Below are 16,773 nucleotides of genomic sequence, written 5' to 3'. Positions count from 1 at the left end.
ATCGACTGTCTTTTCATGCACATCGCTCATTTCCAGGCCCGCTGCGGCGGTCCACGCCCCCGTTTTGCCCTGCGCACCGCCGTTGCGCTCATCCTCTCGACCCTGGCCGCCGGCAGCCAGGCAGCCGACGCCAGCCAGCCGCTGTCGGCCGTGGTGGTGTCGGCCTCGCGCTTCCCGAACGATCCGGCCTTTGCGCCGGTGGCCACCACGGTCATCACCGCCGAGCAGATCCGCGAAGCCGGCATCGACAACGCCAATGAAGCCATCCGCAAGCTGGGCGGCGTCTACGGACGCCAGAGCCTGGCCGGTCCGCGCGACTTCCCGCTGGACCTGCGCGGCTTCGGCGCCAATGGGGACCAGAACATGGTGGTGCTGGTCGACGGTGTACGTATTTCCGAGAACGAACTGACGACGCCCTTGCTGTCGTCGATTCCCATCGAGACCATCGAACGTATCGAGATCGTGCGCGGTGGCAGCAGCGTCCTCTATGGCAGCGGCGCCACCGGCGGCACCATCCAGATCATCACCCGCCGCCCGCAGGCCAATGCGGCGCACGGTACCGTGGTGGGCGAAGTCGGCAGCAACGGTCAGCGCGCGGGCCGGGCGGCGGTCTCGCGCGGCTGGGACAACATGTCCATCGATGCCAGCTATGCCAAATCGCACGCCGACAACTGGCGCCACAACAGCCGTGCCAACCAGGAAAACGCCAGCACCACGGTGCAATGGTTCGCCAGCGACTGGCGCTTCGGCCTGCGTGCCAACCTGTCCCGGGCCGATTTCGGCCTGCCGGGCAGCCTGACGCAAGCGCAATATGAAGCCAATGCGCGCCAGACCAGCAAGCCACTGGACCATGGCTCCTATGACAACGACAGCATTACGGCCTTCCTGGAACGCCGTTTTGGTGCCTTTGATGTGGCCGCCGAACTGTCGCATCGCGAGAAGATCTCGCGCTCCACCTATGTCAGCAGCGGCTCGACCGCGCAGAACAATGTACGCACTACCCAGTTCTCGCCGCGCCTGCGCCACGTACTCGAGAGTGGTTTCTGGAAGAACGAGGCCATTGCCGGCGTCGACCTGGCCCAATGGAGTTCGGCCACCAACGCCAGCTATGGCAACAGCGATGCCTCCCAGCATTCGAAGGCGCTGTATCTGCGCGATGAAATCGAGTTCGACCACAATGCCCGCGTGGCCGCCGGCGTGCGCCGCGAGCAGTTCACCCAGCTAAGTGGTTCCGGTGCCTATGGCCGCACCAGTGCCGTCAATGCCTGGGACCTGCAGGCCAGCTACGCACCGCTGCCGTTGCTGCGCGGCTTCGTCAAGACCGGCCAGAGCTATCGCCTGGCCACGGCCGACGAGAACGGTTTCACCGCCTTGCCCAGCGGCGCGGTCCTGAAGCCCCAGGTCTCGCATGATCTGGAACTGGGCGCGACCCTGGGCAATAGCGCACGCCAGGTGACGCTGCGCTGGTTCCGCCATCGCGTGCGTGACGAGCTGTATTACGACCCCACCGCCAATGGCGGCAACGGTGCCAACAGCAACCTGGCCCCGACCCGTCATCAGGGCGTGGAACTGGAAGGGCGCGTGCAGCTGACCGAGACCCTGGGGTGGCGTGCCACCTACCAGCACATCGATGCGCGTTTCGTGCAGGGCGACAACAGCGGCAAGCAACTGGCGCTGGTGCCGGCCAATACGCTGTCGACCCGATTGAACTGGAAGTCCGGCCAGCACAGTGCCGATGTGGGGGCGCGCTGGGTGGACCGCCAGCGCATGGGCAATGATTTTGCCAACACCTGCGCGCGCATGCCGTCCTTCACCACCTTCGATGCCCGCTATGCGGTACGTGTCAGCGCCTGGGAATTGGCCGTCACCGGCACCAACCTGGCCGACCGCAAGTATTACTCGCAAGCCTATGACTGCAGTGGCGGGGCGGTATCGGGCATCTATCCGGAAGATGGACGGGCAGTAAAATTCACCGCCCGCTACGACTTCTGAAGCCAAGCCCGCGCTTCTGCCACTGATCTGAGCCTGCCACCCATGCGACCTTATCTGCCCGTGCTGTGCATCTTGCTGCTGCTATCCCTGCTGGCCTTGTCGGTGGCGGCGCTGTGCGGCAGCACGGGGTGCCTGCGTCCTTCATCGCCGGCCGACAGCGTGGCACTGTTGCTGTCGCTGCGGGTGCCGCGGGCGCTGACGGCTTTTGTGGTGGGCGGTGCGCTGGCCCTGGCGGGCGCGCTGATGCAGGTCCTGTTGCGCAATCCCCTGGCTGATCCTTATGTATTGGGCCTGTCCGGTGGTTCTGCGGCGGGTGCCCTGCTGGCCATGCTGGTGGCGTTGCGGCTGGGCTGGCCGCTGCAGGCGGTCACGGCGCCCGGCGCCTTGCTGGGTGCAGGCCTGGCCATGCTGCTGCTGTTCGGGCTGGTGCGCCAGTCGCTGCGGCATCTGGCGATCTCGCCCTTGCTTTCCAGTCAGCGCCTGCTGCTGACGGGGGTGATGCTGGCGGCCGGTTTCGGCGCGCTCATTTCCCTGGCTTTGTCGATTGCGCCCGATGCCCAATTGCGCGGCATGGTGTTCTGGCTCATCGGCGACCTCGACGATGCGCGTCTGCTGCCCCTGGTGGCACCGGTCCTGCTGCTGGCGCTGCTGTGGAGCTGGCGTCATGCTCCGTCGCTGAACCTGCTGGCGCGCGGCGATGCCTTTGCGCAGTTGCTGGGCGTGCCGGTGATGCGGCTGCGCGTGATGCTGCTGTGCGTGGCCGCCGCCTGCACCGCTGGCGCCGTGGCCATGGCCGGGACCATCGGCTTTGTCGGACTGGTGGTGCCGCATGGTCTGCGGCTGGTACTGGGCAATGACCAGCGTCTGCTGCTGCCGGCTTGTGGTTTGGCCGGCGGCGCGGCGCTGACCCTGGCCGACCTGCTGGCGCGCACGGTGGTGGCGCCGGTGCAGTTGCCGGTGGGCGTCATCACCGCCCTGGTGGGGGTGCCGCTGTTTCTGTGGCTGCTGGCGCGGAGTCGCACATGAAGGGGTCTTCCGTTCCCTTGTTGGAGACGCGCCAGCTGGTCGTGCGGGCCGGTGCCCGCCTGCTGCTCGATGGACTGGACTGGCAGGTCCGGCCCGGCCAGTTCTGGTGCGTATTGGGCCGCAATGGCGTGGGCAAGAGCAGCCTGCTGCATGTGCTGGCGGGTTTGCAGCCGCCCCATGGCGGGCAGGTACTGTTGCAGGGGCGTGCGCTGTCTTGCTACTCGCCGGCGCAACTGGCCTTGCAGCGGGGTCTGCTATTGCAACATCAACAGGATGCGTTTTCGCTGCCGGTACTGGAGGCCGTCATGGCCGGCCGCTTCGCCCATGGCGATGGCTGGGGTGGCGAGAAACGCGACACCGCACCGGCCAGCCTGGCGCTCGAACAGGTCGGCCTGGCTGCTCTGGCGACCCAGGACCTGTTGCGACTCTCCGGCGGCGAGCGCCAGCGCGTGGCGCTGGCGACCCTGCTGGTCCAGGCCCCCGCGCTCTATCTGCTGGACGAACCGACCTCGCATCAGGATATCGCCGCGCAATGGCAGGTGATGCAGCTGCTGCAGGCATTGGCGCAGCAGGGTGGGGCGGTAGTGGCCAGTTGTCATGACATTAATCTGGCCAGGCGCTTTGCTTCGCACGTTTTGCTGCTCGATGGCAGTGCCGCGCAAGGTGGCAGGGTGGAGGCGGTCATGCAGCCCGCTGCGCTGGAAGCCGCCTTCGGTTGCCGCTTCGTCGCCCTCGCAAGCCCGGACGGAATGGTTTTCCTGGCCGCCCAGGGCAGCCCGCTGATCCCGAAGATTTGAAAGAAGCTTCGTATTCTCGTGCACCCGTATGTCAATCTGCATCCCTTTTCGCGAGGGATGTTGCTTATGGGCTGCGCGTGGCTGCCTGACGCGCCTGCTCCAGCTTGCCGCAGACCTCCTCGGCCGCTTGCAGCACCCGCGGCCCGGCCCGGTTCAGCCAGTCCGCATTGACCGAATACAGTTGCCCGTCGCGCACCGCGCGCAGGCGCGTGAACTGCTTCCAGCGCGCCAGCGGTTGGTCGCGTGCGTCGCCGGCGCTGAGGATCACCTGGGGATCCGCAGCCAGTACCGATTCCACGCTCACGGTGGGGGCCAGTTGGGGAAGATCGGCGAAGATGTTGCGCCCGCCGCACAGCCGCAGCACGGCCGATACCATGTGTCGGCCGTTGAGCGTCATCAGGGGCTGGCTCCAGATCTGGTAGAACACGGTCACGGGTGTGCGTCCCCGGTATTGCGCCTCGAGCTGCTGCCAGCGCGCCCGGAAGGCCGCTGCAGCCGCTTGCGCGGTGGTGTCGGTGCCGGCCAGTCGGCCCAGTCTTTCCAGCGAGGAGGCGATCATGCCGAAGTCGTCCGGCTGGCTCTCGTAGACGGGAATGCCGAGGCTGCGCAGGCGCGCCAGTTGCAGGGGTTTGTTGCCGCTGTGCCAGGCCACGATGAGGTCGGGCTTGAGACTGGCGATGCGCTCGATGTCGAGCGCGTTGTAGCCGCCCAGACTGGGCAGTTGGGCGGCTTGCGGGGGATAGTCGCTGTGGTTGCTGGCGCCGACGATCTGTTCGCCCGCGCCGGACGCGTACAGCAGTTCGGTGACATGCGGCGCCAGGCTGACGATGCGGCGCGCGGGTTGGGTCAGGGTGACGCTCTGGCCCAGGTCATCCTGGACAGTGATGCTGGCGTGGGCGGTACCGGCTACCAGCAACGCCGCCCAGGACAGCAAGCATCCCGCCAGCACACGCATGAATCAGATCTCCAGGTTGTCGATCAGGCGCGTCGCCCCCAGCTTGGCCGCCGACAGCACCACCAGGGGGGCGCCTTGCTCCATGTCGGCAGGGGAGGGCGGCTGCAGGTCGATGCGCTTGCGCACGGCCACGTAGTCGGGCTTCCAGCCACGGGCGGCCAGGCGTTCCATGGCCACGCGCTCGGCCAGGGCCACGTCGTGCTGGCCGCCGCGCACTTCATCGGCGACCGCATTGAGCACCTGGTAGAGCAGCGGCGCCTCGGCGCGTTCTTCCGGGGACAGGTAGCCGTTGCGCGAGGACAGCGCCAGGCCGTCCTCAGCCCGATAGGTTTCGGCGCCGACGATCTCGGTGGGCAGGGCGAACTGACGTGCCATGTTGCGCACGATCATGAGCTGCTGATAATCCTTCTTGCCGAACACGGCCACGCGCGGCTGCACGCAGGAGAACAATTTCATCACCACGGTGGATACGCCGGTGAAGAAACCGGGACGGAATTCACCCTCGAGGATATTGCCCAGATCATTGGGCGGCTGTACGCGGTATTCCTGCGGTTCCGGGTACATATCCTTTTCGGTGGGGGCGAAGAGTACGTAGACGCCTTCCTTCTCCAGCTTCTCGACGTCAGCCTGGAAGGTGCGCGGATACTTGTCGAAGTCCTCGTTGGGGCCGAACTGCAGGCGGTTCACGAAGATCGAGGCCACCACCGGGTCACCGTGGGTGCGCGCCAGGCGCATCAGCGAGAGATGGCCTTCGTGCAGGTTGCCCATGGTCGCCACGAAGGCGGTGCGCAACTGGCCGCGCAGGTGGTCACGGAGTTCTTCGATGGAGGAAATGATTTTCATGCGGATTCTCTGGTTGCGGGCGGACCGTCTATCGCCCCGTTGCCGGTGGACTGCGCCCGTTCAGCTGGGCGAGTAGGACAGTCTGACATAGATGGGCGCGAAGGCTTCGGCCTGGGTGATTTCGATGAGCGTTTCCTTGGCCAGCTCCAGCAGGGCGATGAAGTTGACCACCACCACAGGGACCCCGCGCGAGGGATCGAAGAGGTCCGAGAACTCGACGAAGCGTGCCGACTGCAAACGCCGCAAGATGCCCGTCATGTGCTCGCGCACGGACAGTTCTTCGCGGCTGATGTGGTGATGCTGGGTCAGCTTGGCGCGCTTGAGGATATCGGCCCAGACCGCCTTGAGGTCGTCGATGTCGACCTCGGGCCAGCGGGTGACCACGGTCTGCTCGATGTGAACCTGGGTGCGCACGTAGTCGCGGCCGACCTGCGGCAGCTGGTCCAGCTCCTGGGCGGCCAGCTTGATCTGTTCGTATTCCAGCAGGCGGCGCACCAGCTCGGCGCGCGGGTCTTCGGGCTCCTCGCCGGGCTCGGCCTTCTTGGCCGGCAGCAGCATGCGCGACTTGATTTCGATGAGCATGGCGGCCATCAGCAGGTATTCGGCGGCCAGCTCCAGGTTCTGCTTGCGGATCTGCTCGACGTATTCCAGATACTGTGCGGTGACCTGCGCCAGCGGAATATCGAGGATGTTGAAGTTCTGCTTGCGGATCAGGTACAGCAGCAGGTCCAGCGGCCCCTGAAAGGCTTCCAGGAAGACTTCCAGCGCATCCGGGGGGATGTAGAGATCATTGGGCAGCTGGAACAGCGGTTCGCCGTACAGACGTGCCAATGCCACGCCGTCGATCACGTCGGGCGTGGTGTCCTGCTGGCCTGCGGGGGTGATGTCGATGGCGTCGGCGCTGGGTTCCGCGCCGGGCTGGCCGGCGGGGTCGGCGCCACCTGCTTGGGCCGTCATGCCAACAGCTTAGTGGCTCTGGTAGACGTAGGGCTGCTGGGCCACGCGCGAGGCCTTGTCACGGGCGGTCTTGTCCAGGTCCAGCGGTTCCTTGTCCCACAGCAGGGCGCGGCCGGCGCGTTGCGATTCTTCCAGCTTCGGGTTCTTCGTCTTCAGTTCGTCGATGAACTGGGTGATTTCAGATACGTAGGTGGTCTTTTTTCCGAAGAGCATGATATTTTCAGGCCAAATGTTACACAGAAGCCGTATTTTACCTTGTCTTCATCAGGGATAATCAAATACCTATGCGTGAACCCATCTTCACTCGCCTGCGTCGCCATGCCGCCCATTTCGGGGCTTTATTTGTTGCCCTGGCCCTGTTCGGCTGCGACCGCAACGGCAATCCCATCGAGGAGTTCGGTTTGGACAAGTTGCAAAAGGGCATTTCCAGCGAAGCCGACGTACGCGGCGTGATGGGCCAACCCGACACGGTCTGGGAGGATGGCGGGGGTGCCCGGACGCTGGAATATCCCAAGGGACCGGAAGGCATCCGCACCTGGATGTTTCGTATCGGTGCTTCCGGTACGCTGATCGATTACACCCAGGTGCTGACCCAGGAGCATTTCGACACCATCCGTCCGGGCATGAGCACCGAGCAGATTCGCCGCGAGTTCGGCCGTCCGCGCAGCGTGGTGCAGTTCGCCCGCAAGAATGAGGAGGTGTGGGACTGGAAGTATCACTACGTGCACGAGGACCGGCTCTTCAATGTGCATTTCGACATGAATACCAAGCAGGTCGTGCGGACCTCGATCTCGGAAATCTCGGGCCATTGAGACCCGGCCACTTCAGCGTATCCCCGCCCGCATGAACGACTGCACGAACTGCCGCTGAAACAGCAGGAAAGCCAGCAACAGCGGCGCCGACGTCATCAGCGTGGCCGCCGTGATGACGGACCAGTCCACCCCCTGGTCGGTGGACGAGAACACCTGCAGCCCCACCGTCAGCGGGCGCGATTCCACCGAATTGGTTACGATCAGCGGCCACAGGAAGTTGTTCCAGTGGGTGCTCACCGAGACCAGCCCGAAAGCGATATAGATCGGCCTGGCCAGCGGCACATACACCTGCATCAGGATCTGCCAGGCTGATGCTCCCTCGACGGTAGCCGCTTCATCCAGCTCGCGCGGCACCGTCTTGAAGGTCTGGCGCAGCAAAAAAATACCAAAAGCCGAGGCAAAGTAAGGCAGCCCAATCGAGAGGATGGTATCGCGCAGCCCCAGCAGGTTCATGGTCTGGTAGTTCTCCACGATCAAGATGTCGGGCATCACCATCAGTTGCAGCAGCACCAGCATGAACATCACATTGCTGCCCCGGAAGGTGAAGCGGGCAAAGGCATAGGCCGCCAGGGTAGAGAGGATCAGCTGCGCCACCAGGATCAAGGTCACCAGCAGGAAGGTGTTGAGGAAATAGCGCGGGAAGGGGGCGGCCTGCCAGGCGTTGGCGAAGTTCTGCAGCGTCAGCGGGGCGTCCAGCGCGAAGCGGGTGGCGTAGGCCGCCGGATGAAAGGCCGTCCACAGCGCATACAAGAGCGGCAGCAGCCACAGCAGCGCCAGCACCCAGGCAGAGACGGTTTCCAGCGCGCGATGGCGTGCGGCGAAAGGCGAGGTGGGGGCGATCATTGGTAATGAGTCCGGCGGTCAAGTACACGAAACTTCACCAGCGCAATCAATCCCAACAGGGCCAGCAGCACTACCGTTAGGGCTGCAGCGTAGGAAGAGTCCCAGAAGGCGAAGCCAACTTCATAGATGTAGTACAGCAGCAGGGTACTGGCATTGTCCGGCCCACCCTTGGTCATCACCACGATGTGGTCGACCAGGCGGAAGGCGTTGATGAGCGCATTGATCAGCACGAACAGCGTGGTCGGCATCAGCAAGGGGAACTGTACGCGCCAGAAGTATTGCCAGCGCGACGCCCCTTCGAGTGCGGCCGCTTCGGCCAATACCGGCGAGATCTGCTGCAACGCGGCCAGGTAGAAGATCATGAAGAAGCCGGCTTCCTTCCACACCGCCACCACCATCAGCGCCCCCAGCACGGTATCGGGATTGCCCAGCCAGTTGTGCGAGGGCAGGCCCAGCGCGCCGGTGATCTGCTCCAGCAAGCCGTATTGCGGGGTGTAGAAGAACAGCCAGATATTGGCCACCGCGATCATCGGCAGCACGGTCGGCGTGAAATAGGCCAGGCGCAGTACGCCGCGCCCGGCCAGTTTCTCGTTGACCCACAGCGCCATCAGGATGGCCAGGGCAATGGCCAGCGGGATGGTGCCCAGGGCAAACCAGAGGTTGTTGCACAGGGCTTGCCAGAACACCGGATCGTCCACCATGAGGCGATAGTTTTCCAGCCCGACGAAGACCGATGGCCGGGCTCCCTTGGGCGTGGAAAAGACGCTGTGCCAGAGCGTCGCCAGCGCCGGATAGTGCGTGAAGGCGATCAGCAGCACCATCGCTGGCGACAGCAGCAGCCAGGGCAGCACGGAGGAGGGCAGGCGTTTCATCGGCAGCTCTTGTGCAACGGGCAGGACTTAGCGACCGTAGGCGCGCAGGATGCGCTCGGCTTCGCGCTGGGCATCCTTCAGGGCCGCTTCCGGTGTCTTGGTGCCGGACAGGGCGGCCTGCAGGTTGTCGTTCAAGGCCTTGGTCACGCGCTGGTTGTCATGGGTGGAGAGTTCGGCCACGCCATATTTCATCTGCTCACGCGCCACGTCGGCGGCCGGAACGTCCTGCAGATACTTCTTCATTTCCGGGGTATCCCAGGCATCCTGACGCGGGGCCACATAGCCGGTGGCAATCGACCACTGCGCGGCGCGCGCCGGTTCGGTGGCAAAGCGGATGAACTTCATGGCGGCCTGCTGCTCGGCTGGAGAGGTCTTGTTGAAGACATAGAAGTTGCCGCCACCCGTGGGGCTGCCCGGATGCTTGATGCCCGGCAGCATCGCCACGCCGAAGGGGAAGCTGGCGTTGGTACGGATGTTGGTCAGGTTGCCGGTGGTGGTCCAGATCATGGCGGCCTTCTGCTCCAGGAAGTCCTTGGGGATGGTGCCCCATTCGATGGAACCGGCCGGCATCACCTTGTCCCTGGTCGTCAGGTCGACCCAGTGTTGCAGGGCCTGCACCGCACCCGGCTTGTCGAAGTAGGTCTTGGTGCCGACATTGTTCATGAGGATCGCGTCATTGGAGGCGGTCATGGCCTGGAACATCCAGTAGCCGAAGCCGGTGGAAGGAATCTTCACGCCCCATTGGGTGACGTTGCCGTTGGCATCGCGCCTGGTCAGCTTCTTGGCTGCTTCCACCATCTCGTTCCAGTTGGCGGGGGCCTTGTCCGGGTTCAGGCCAGCTTGCTTGAACAGGCTCTTGTTGTAGTACATCACGATGGTCGAACGCTGGAAGGGAATGCCCCAGGTCTTGCCGTCGGTCTGACTGTTTTCCATGAAGCCCTTGTAGAAGCCATCGATCCATTTCTTGTCGTCGGCGCTGCCAGCCAGGCTGTCGATGGGCACGATGGCGTTTTCGTCGATCAGCGTGAAGAGGTCGGTCGAGAGCAGCACGGCCAGGGTCGGCGGGGTGCCGCCCTTGAAGGCGGTCAGCGCCTTGACGATGCTTTCCTGGTAGGTGCCGGCATAGATGGCCTTGACCTTGATGTCGGGATTGGCCTTTTCAAAGTCGGCCACCATGCTGTCGATGGTCTTGGTGACTGCACCGCCCACGGCGACCGGGTAATAGAAGCTGATCTCGACCGGGTTGGCGGCCATGGCCGGTGCACAGAAGGCGGCTGTAGCGGCCACCGCGGCCAGGGCGGACAGGGACTTGAGGAAGGTTCTACGCATAGTGCATCTCCATGAGGTGGATGGGTTGGCTTGCTGCGGAAATCGTGGTGTGGATCAGGACCGGCGCAGGCCGCTATCCCGATCAAAGAAATACTGGTCGCGGGCATCCCATGCCAGGTGCACGGGCTCACCAGCGCTGATTCGGTGTTGTCCGGGCGCGCGCACCAGCAACGAGGCGGTGCCGATGCGGGCGCCAATGATGGTGTCGGCACCGAAGTATTCGACGGTCTCCACCACTGCCGGCACCGACGCATCGCTGGCACTGGCCAGTCGGATGTGTTCCGGACGCAGGCCCAATTGCAACGGGGCCTGGCCGAGCTCGCGCAGGATCACCTCGCTGCCGCTGATGGTCAATCCTTCGGCGTGGGTGTCCAGCGGCAGCAGGTTCATCGGCGGTGTACCGATGAAGCGGGCCGCAAAGGCCGTCGCGGGCTGGGCATACAGATCGGCCGGGGCGGCATCCTGTTCGATGCGGCCCTCGCGCAGCAAGATCACCTGATCGGCCATGCTCATGGCCTCGGTCTGGTCGTGGGTGACGTAGACCATGGTCATGTTCAGTTGCTGCTGCAGGGCGCGGATTTCGCGGCGCATTTCCTGGCGCAGCTGGGCATCGAGGTTGGACAGTGGCTCGTCCATCAGGCAGACCGGGGCATCGGCGATGATGGCGCGGCCCAACGCCACGCGCTGCTGCTGGCCACCGGAAAGCTGCGCCGGGCGGCGTTCCAGCAGATGAGCCAGGCCGAGGATGTCGGCCACGCGCTTCAAGCGCGATTCGTAACCGGCGCGCGGCTCCTTGCGCACGCGTACGCCGAAGAGGATGTTGTCGCGCACGCTCAGGTGCGGGAACAGCGCATAGGACTGGAACACCATGGAAATCTTGCGCTGCGCCGGCGGCAGCTGCGTCACGTCGCGTCCACCGATGTGGATGCTGCCCGAGCTGGGTTTGTCCAGTCCCGCGATCAGCCGCAGGGTGGTCGACTTGCCGCAGCCGGAGGGGCCCAGCAAGACGGTGAACTGGCCCGACTGCACCTCGAAATCGATGTTCCTGACGGCCTGGGCGTCACCCCAGTGCTTGCCGACGCCCTGCAAGGAGATGGCTGCCATGCTGGTTTCCTCGTGGAGATGCGATCACGCCGCCGCGCCGTTGCGGATCTGCTCCACCAGCAGGCGCGCGCTCGGTTCGTCGATGATCAGTTCGTTGATGAAGCCGCCGCGCAGCGCCGCTTTCAGGCCGGGCAGCTTGCCGGTGCCGGAGACCACGCACAGCGAGTGCGCCGCGTGCGTGAAGCAGTCCATGTCCGGGCCGCTGTTGCGGCCATTGAAGGCCACATCGCGCCAGCTGCCATCGGCGCGGAAGAAGACGGTGGCGATGTCGCCCACCAGCCCTTCCTCGCGCAGGATCTGGCGTTCTTCTTCACCCAGGTAGCCGGCGGTATGGATGTAACTGCCGGTGGCTTCGGCGCCGATGGAGAACAGCAGGATGGAGGCGCGCTCCTGCAGGTCGCGGATGGCCTTGATGCTCTTCTCGCGCCAGAGCGCGGTACGCGTTTCGGGGTAGTCGAAGAAGGCCGGTACCGGCAGATGATGGGCGCGCGCGCCATAGTTCTGGGCGAAGCGCGAGACGATGGATTCGCTGAAGCTGTTGATGAAGCTGGCGCCGCTGCCGGAGCCATTGAGCGCCACCACGTCGACGTCGTGCACATGGCGCGGCAGCAACTGGTCGGCGATCTGTGCCACCGTCGTGCCCCAGGCCAGACCGATGATGGTGCCGGGCGTGACCAGCGAGTTGACGTAGGCGGCAGCGTGACAGGTGACGCGCTGCAGGGTTTCCTTGTCGGTGGCGGCGGCAGCCACTGGCACCACCTGAATCGAGCGCAGCCGGTAGTGATGGGCGATGGCCGCTTCCAGGCTGCCGGAGACTTGCTGCGGATCGTGTACGCGGATTTCCACCAGCCCGCGCTCCAGCGCGAAGGACAGCAGGCGCGAGACGGTGGCGCGCGAGGTGCCGATTTCATCGGCGATCGCGGCGGTGGTCATGTTCTGGAAGTAATACAGCCGCGCCACGCGCACGGCCAGGTAGGCGGTTTCCTGTCTATCCCCTTGGGCCATTGTGATGGTGCTTACCAGTGAATGTGAATTTTCAGCGCATGCTCTTGGACCGCCCCCCGGCGAGCCAGGCGGGCAGCGCCTCCTGACAACGTTTTCACGATGGTAGCGAGCGATTGTTACCGCTTGATGAACAAACGTTCCAATTTCCGGTGGCGGCGGTCGGGCAAAAGAAAAGCGACGCACCAGGCGTCGCTTTTTTGGGAGGGGAAGGGTGGATGATCAGTGCCGCATGACCCGTCGCATCACGATGGGCGGTGCTTCCTGAGGATTGGCGCGGGTGTATTCCAGTTCCGGCGCGATCTCGAAGCCGAAGGCGGCGTACAGATCCACCAGCTGTGCCTGGTCGGTACGTACCGCCAGCCGCAGCTCGCGCACATCGGCTGACTGGGCGCGGTGGATCAGGGCTTCCATCAGATGCTGGGACAGGCGCTCACCCCGGAAGGCCGGGGCGATGCCCATGCGGCGGATTTCCCAGACATCGCTTTCGGTATCCAGTGGCAGCCAGCGCACGGAGCCGGCGGGCGTCTCGCCGCTGAGCAGGATGAAGGCGCCGCCGTTCTGCAGGTCTTCCTGCACATGGTCGGGCGCCTCGCGGTGGCCCGAGGAGCTGGGCGCGACCTTGTTGGCCCAGCTGTGGCGGGTCAGTTCGGCGATCAGACTGGCATCTTCCGAAGTGGCTTCACGTATCACCAGGTTCATTGCGATCTTTCCTCCAGCGCAGGCGACTGTGCTTTAGCGCACCCGCATGCCCGGCTCGGCGCCCGGCCACGGGTTGAGCACATAGATGCCCGGATTGGCCTTCTCATCCTTGGCCGAAGCCGCCAGCACCATACCTTCAGAGACGCCGAACTTCATCTTGCGCGGCGCCAGGTTGGCCACCATCACGGTCAGCTTGCCGACCAGTTCTTCCGGCTTGTAGGCCGAGGCGATGCCGGAGAAGACATTGCGGGTCCGGCCTTCGCCGGCATCCAGGGTCAGGCGCAGCAGCTTGGTGGAACCTTCCACGGCTTCGCAGTTGACGATCTTGGCGATGCGCAGGTCGATCTTGGCGAAGTCATCGATGGAAATCTCCGGGGCCAGTTCCTCGATGGCGCTTTCTTGCGCCGCCGGGGCCGCTGCGGGTGCTTCGGGGGCTTCGAACAGAGCATCCAGCATCTTCGGATCGACACGCTGCATCAGGTGCGAATAGGCATGGATGACATGGCCGTCGGCCAGCGGTGCGGCCACATCGTTCCACTGGAAGGGCTGGACCTGCAGGAAGGCTTCCACCTGGGCCGCCAGCTGCGGCAGCACGGGCTTGAGGTAGATGGTCAGGATGCGGAAGGCTTCCAGCAGGCGGCTGCAGACTTCGTGCAGTTGCGCATCCTTGCTGCTGTCCTTGGCCAGTTCCCAGGGTTTGTTGGCGTCGACGTAGGCGTTGATGGCGTCGGCTTGCTCCATCACCAGGCGCAGGGCCTTGCCGTATTCGCGCTGCTCGTAGAGGCTGCGGATCTCGTCGGCCACGCCGCGCAGCTTGGCCAGGAAGGCATCGTCCGCCGTGGCCCACTGCGTGGACACGCGGCCGTCGAAACGCTTGGCGATGAAGCCGGCAGCGCGGCTGGCGATGTTGACGTACTTGCCGATCAGGTCGGCGTTGACGCGGGCGACGAAGTCGTCCGGGTTGAAGTCCACGTCTTCGACCTTGGCGTTCAACTTGGCGGCGATGTAGTAGCGCAGCCATTCCGGGTTCATGCCGATGTCCAGATAGCGCAGCGGCGAGATGCCGGTGCCGCGCGACTTGGACATCTTCTCGCCGCTGACGGTGATGAAGCCGTGTGCGAAGACGTTGGTCGGCGTCTTGCGGCCGGCGAACTTGAGCATGGCCGGCCAGAACAGGGTGTGGAAGTAGGTGATGTCCTTGCCGATGAAGTGGTACTGCTCGGTCTTGTCATCGGCCATGAAGGCGTCGAAGTCGCGGCCGGTCTTGACGAAGTAGTTCTTCAGCGAGGCCAGGTAGCCGATGGGCGCATCCAGCCAGACATAGAAGTACTTGCCCGGTGCATCCGGAATCTCGATGCCGAAGTAGGGCGCGTCGCGGCTGATGTCCCAGTCGCCCAGGCCGCCTTCGCCATCCAGCCATTCGCGGGCCTTGTTGGCCACTTCCGGCTGCAGGCGGTTGCTGTCCAGCGCCCATTCGCGCAGGAAGGCCACGCATTTCGGATCCGACAGCTTGAAGAAGAAGTGCTCGGAGGACTTCATCACGGGCGTGGCGCCCGAGAGGGTCGAGTACGGGTTCTTCAGGTCGGTGGGCGAATAGACTGCGCTGCAGTTCTCGCAGGAGTCGCCGTACTGGTCCTTGGTGCCGCACTTGGGGCATTCGCCCTTGATGTAGCGGTCCGGCAGGAACATGTTCTTCACCGGATCGTAGAACTGGTCGATGGTCTTGGTGGAGATCAGCTTGGCCTCGTCGCGCAGGGCGCGATAGATTTCCTGCGACAGTTCGTGGTTTTCCGGGCTGTCGGTGGAGCTCCAGTTGTCGAAGGCGATGTGGAAGCCATCCAGGTATTGCTTGCGGCCGGCGGCGATGTTGGCCACGAACTGCTGCGGCGTGATGCCGGCCTTTTCGGCGGCGATCATGATGGGCGCGCCGTGGGCATCGTCGGCGCCGACGAAATGCACCTCATTGCCCTGCATTCGCTGGAACCGGACCCAGATATCGGCCTGGATGTATTCCATGATGTGGCCGATGTGGAAAGCGCCGTTGGCGTAGGGGAGTGCGGTCGTGACGAAGAGTTGGCGAGGTGCGGAAGTGCTCATTGGCGATACGGACGATGCAAGTGGGTTAAGGCGCGTGCGCGCCGAAATAGCAAGAAAACTGCAATAAAACTGCCATGAAAGAGGGGCATTCTATCAGCCAGCGGGCCTTGGGCGCAGTAGTTGCTCCGTTGCAATCAATATGAAGGGTTCTGCAAGGGCGCTTTGATCGCCGCACAGGGCGGCGCTGGCGCGATTGGTTTAGACTTGCGGGTTCTGAGCAAGGAGAACCAATGAGCATTACCGTGGAAGAGATCAAGGCGGCCCTGTTGCAGGTGATCGACCCCAATACCGGCAAGGATCTGATCCGGGGCAAGGAAGCCCGCAACATCCGCGTCGAGGGCGGCCGTGTGCTGCTGGACGTGGAACTGGGCTATCCGGCCGCCAGCCAGATCGCAGCGATCCGCCAGCTGGTCGAAGAGGCGCTGGGCAAGCTGCCCGGCGTGACCGGCGTCGAGGCCAACGTCTATTTCAAGATCGTGGCGCACGCGGTGCAGCGCGGCATCAAGCTCAAGAGCAACGTCAAGAACATCATCGCCGTGGCCTCCGGCAAGGGCGGGGTGGGCAAGTCCACCACGGCCGTGAACCTGGCGCTGGCGCTGTCGGCCGAAGGCGCGCGCGTGGGGATCCTGGATGCCGATATCTACGGTCCTTCGCAACCGATGATGATGGGCATCTCCGGCCAGCCCGAGACCAAGGATGGCAAGACCATGGAGCCGCTGGAGAATCACGGCCTGCAGGTCTCTTCCATCGGTTTCATGATCGATCCCGACGAACCCATGGTCTGGCGCGGTCCCATCGTCACGCAAGCCCTGCAGCAATTGCTGGACCAGACCAACTGGCGCGACCTGGATTACCTGATCGTCGACATGCCGCCGGGCACCGGTGATGTGCAGCTGACCTTGTCGCAGAAGGTGCCGGTCACCGGTGCGGTCATCGTGACCACCCCGCAGGATATTGCGCTGCTGGATGCGCGCAAGGGTTTGCGCATGTTCGAGAAGGTCGGCATCCCCATCCTGGGCATCGTGGAAAACATGAGCATGCACGTCTGTTCCAATTGCGGCCATGCCGAGCCCATCTTTGGCGTGGGCGGTGGCGAGAAGATGTGTGCCGACTTTGGCGTGGACTTCCTGGGCGCCTTGCCGCTGACCATGGAAATCCGCCAGCAGACCGATTCCGGCAAGCCCACCGTGGTGGCTGATCCGGATGGCAAGGTGGCCGAGATCTACATGGCCATCGCCCGCAAGGTCGCCGTGAAGGTGGCCGAGAAGGCGCGCGATATGACCAGCAAGTTCCCCAGCATCGTGGTGCAGAACGACTGATGCGCGCCTCGGGGCGGGCTGCCGGCATGGCGTGCCGCCCTGCAAAGGCGTTAAAATGACGCCTTTCCGAATTCCTTTGCTTGACCGATGGCCGGCCCTGGCATTCCAGGACCGGCCTGATTT

16 protein-coding genes are annotated in these 16,773 nt (G+C 64.2%); 5 read left to right on the top strand and 11 right to left on the bottom strand.

What is annotated here, in order from left to right; translation table 11 throughout:
- Nucleotides 1-15 precede the first annotated feature (15 nt).
- Genes GWL_RS11800 through GWL_RS11790 form a run of 3 tightly spaced genes read left to right on the top strand, consistent with a single transcriptional unit; the run spans nt 16 to nt 3,815 of the window.
- The gene (locus GWL_RS11800) at nt 16-1,992 is read left to right on the top strand and encodes a TonB-dependent receptor (RefSeq protein WP_008330250.1); all 1,977 of its coding nucleotides are present in this window, start codon (nt 16-18) and stop codon (nt 1,990-1,992) included.
- A gap of 42 nt (nt 1,993-2,034) precedes the next feature.
- Nucleotides 2,035-3,018, top strand: coding sequence for an iron ABC transporter permease (locus tag GWL_RS11795; protein ID WP_008330248.1), 984 nt, complete (start codon nt 2,035-2,037; stop codon nt 3,016-3,018).
- The gene (locus tag GWL_RS11790) at nt 3,015-3,815 is read left to right on the top strand and encodes an ABC transporter ATP-binding protein (protein WP_008330247.1); all 801 of its coding nucleotides are present in this window, start codon (nt 3,015-3,017) and stop codon (nt 3,813-3,815) included. The genes GWL_RS11795 and GWL_RS11790 overlap by 4 nt, the downstream gene beginning before the upstream one ends.
- Nucleotides 3,816-3,879: 64 nt before the next feature.
- Here the strand turns inward: GWL_RS11790 and GWL_RS11785 are convergent, their stop codons facing one another.
- From GWL_RS11785 to GWL_RS11770, 4 genes are read right to left on the bottom strand one after another with little or no spacing between them, the layout of a single operon-like run.
- On the bottom strand, nt 3,880-4,770 hold the full coding sequence (locus GWL_RS11785) for a cobalamin-binding protein (protein ID WP_008330245.1): 891 nt from the start codon (nt 4,768-4,770) through the stop codon (nt 3,880-3,882).
- A 3-nt stretch (nt 4,771-4,773) separates the two neighbouring features.
- Nucleotides 4,774-5,613: a pantoate--beta-alanine ligase gene (gene panC, locus GWL_RS11780; protein WP_008330243.1), complete on the bottom strand. Its 840-nt coding sequence runs from the start codon at nt 5,611-5,613 to the stop codon at nt 4,774-4,776.
- Nucleotides 5,614-5,673: 60 nt separating this feature from the next.
- Complete coding sequence (locus tag GWL_RS11775) at nt 5,674-6,570, bottom strand: ScpA family protein (RefSeq protein ID WP_008330242.1); 897 nt, start codon at nt 6,568-6,570, stop codon at nt 5,674-5,676.
- A gap of 9 nt (nt 6,571-6,579) precedes the next feature.
- Nucleotides 6,580-6,783, bottom strand: coding sequence for a DUF3460 family protein (locus tag GWL_RS11770; RefSeq protein WP_008330239.1), 204 nt, complete (start codon nt 6,781-6,783; stop codon nt 6,580-6,582).
- A 71-nt stretch (nt 6,784-6,854) separates the two neighbouring features.
- Between GWL_RS11770 and bamE the strand changes: the two genes are divergently transcribed.
- A complete protein-coding gene (gene bamE, locus GWL_RS11765; protein ID WP_008330236.1) occupies nt 6,855-7,382 on the top strand; it encodes an outer membrane protein assembly factor BamE in 528 nt (175 codons plus the stop codon).
- Between the two features lie 12 nt (nt 7,383-7,394).
- On the opposite strand, the gene GWL_RS11760 is transcribed toward bamE, so the two are convergent.
- From GWL_RS11760 to metG, 7 genes are all read right to left on the bottom strand, one after another.
- The gene (locus GWL_RS11760; RefSeq protein WP_008330234.1) at nt 7,395-8,225 is read right to left on the bottom strand and encodes a carbohydrate ABC transporter permease; all 831 of its coding nucleotides are present in this window, start codon (nt 8,223-8,225) and stop codon (nt 7,395-7,397) included.
- Entirely contained in the window at nt 8,222-9,097 is an 876-nt protein-coding gene (locus GWL_RS11755; RefSeq protein ID WP_008330232.1) for a carbohydrate ABC transporter permease, read from the bottom strand. The genes GWL_RS11760 and GWL_RS11755 overlap by 4 nt, the downstream gene beginning before the upstream one ends.
- A gap of 27 nt (nt 9,098-9,124) precedes the next feature.
- A complete protein-coding gene (locus GWL_RS11750; RefSeq protein ID WP_008330230.1) occupies nt 9,125-10,426 on the bottom strand; it encodes an ABC transporter substrate-binding protein in 1,302 nt (433 codons plus the stop codon).
- A gap of 54 nt (nt 10,427-10,480) precedes the next feature.
- Complete coding sequence (locus tag GWL_RS11745; protein ID WP_008330228.1) at nt 10,481-11,530, bottom strand: ABC transporter ATP-binding protein; 1,050 nt, start codon at nt 11,528-11,530, stop codon at nt 10,481-10,483.
- A gap of 24 nt (nt 11,531-11,554) precedes the next feature.
- A complete protein-coding gene (locus GWL_RS11740; RefSeq protein WP_008330227.1) occupies nt 11,555-12,535 on the bottom strand; it encodes a sugar-binding transcriptional regulator in 981 nt (326 codons plus the stop codon).
- A 219-nt stretch (nt 12,536-12,754) separates the two neighbouring features.
- Complete coding sequence (locus tag GWL_RS11735; protein ID WP_008330226.1) at nt 12,755-13,234, bottom strand: GNAT family N-acetyltransferase; 480 nt, start codon at nt 13,232-13,234, stop codon at nt 12,755-12,757.
- A 33-nt stretch (nt 13,235-13,267) separates the two neighbouring features.
- Entirely contained in the window at nt 13,268-15,331 is a 2,064-nt protein-coding gene (gene metG / locus GWL_RS11730) for a methionine--tRNA ligase (protein WP_034350476.1), read from the bottom strand.
- A gap of 230 nt (nt 15,332-15,561) precedes the next feature.
- Here metG and apbC point away from each other — a divergent pair, with 230 nt between their 5' ends.
- Nucleotides 15,562-16,650 carry an iron-sulfur cluster carrier protein ApbC gene (apbC, locus tag GWL_RS11725; protein ID WP_008330223.1) on the top strand — a complete coding sequence of 363 codons (1,089 nt, stop codon included), beginning with the start codon at nt 15,562-15,564 and terminating at the stop codon, nt 16,648-16,650.
- Nucleotides 16,651-16,773: the final 123 nt, after the last annotated feature.

The sequence above is a fragment of the Herbaspirillum sp. GW103 genome (assembly GCF_000261365.1).
Taxonomy (GTDB): domain Bacteria; phylum Pseudomonadota; class Gammaproteobacteria; order Burkholderiales; family Burkholderiaceae_D; genus Herbaspirillum.
Note: the sequence above shows the minus strand (reverse complement) of the source record. Positions and strands in the feature narration are given on the sequence as shown.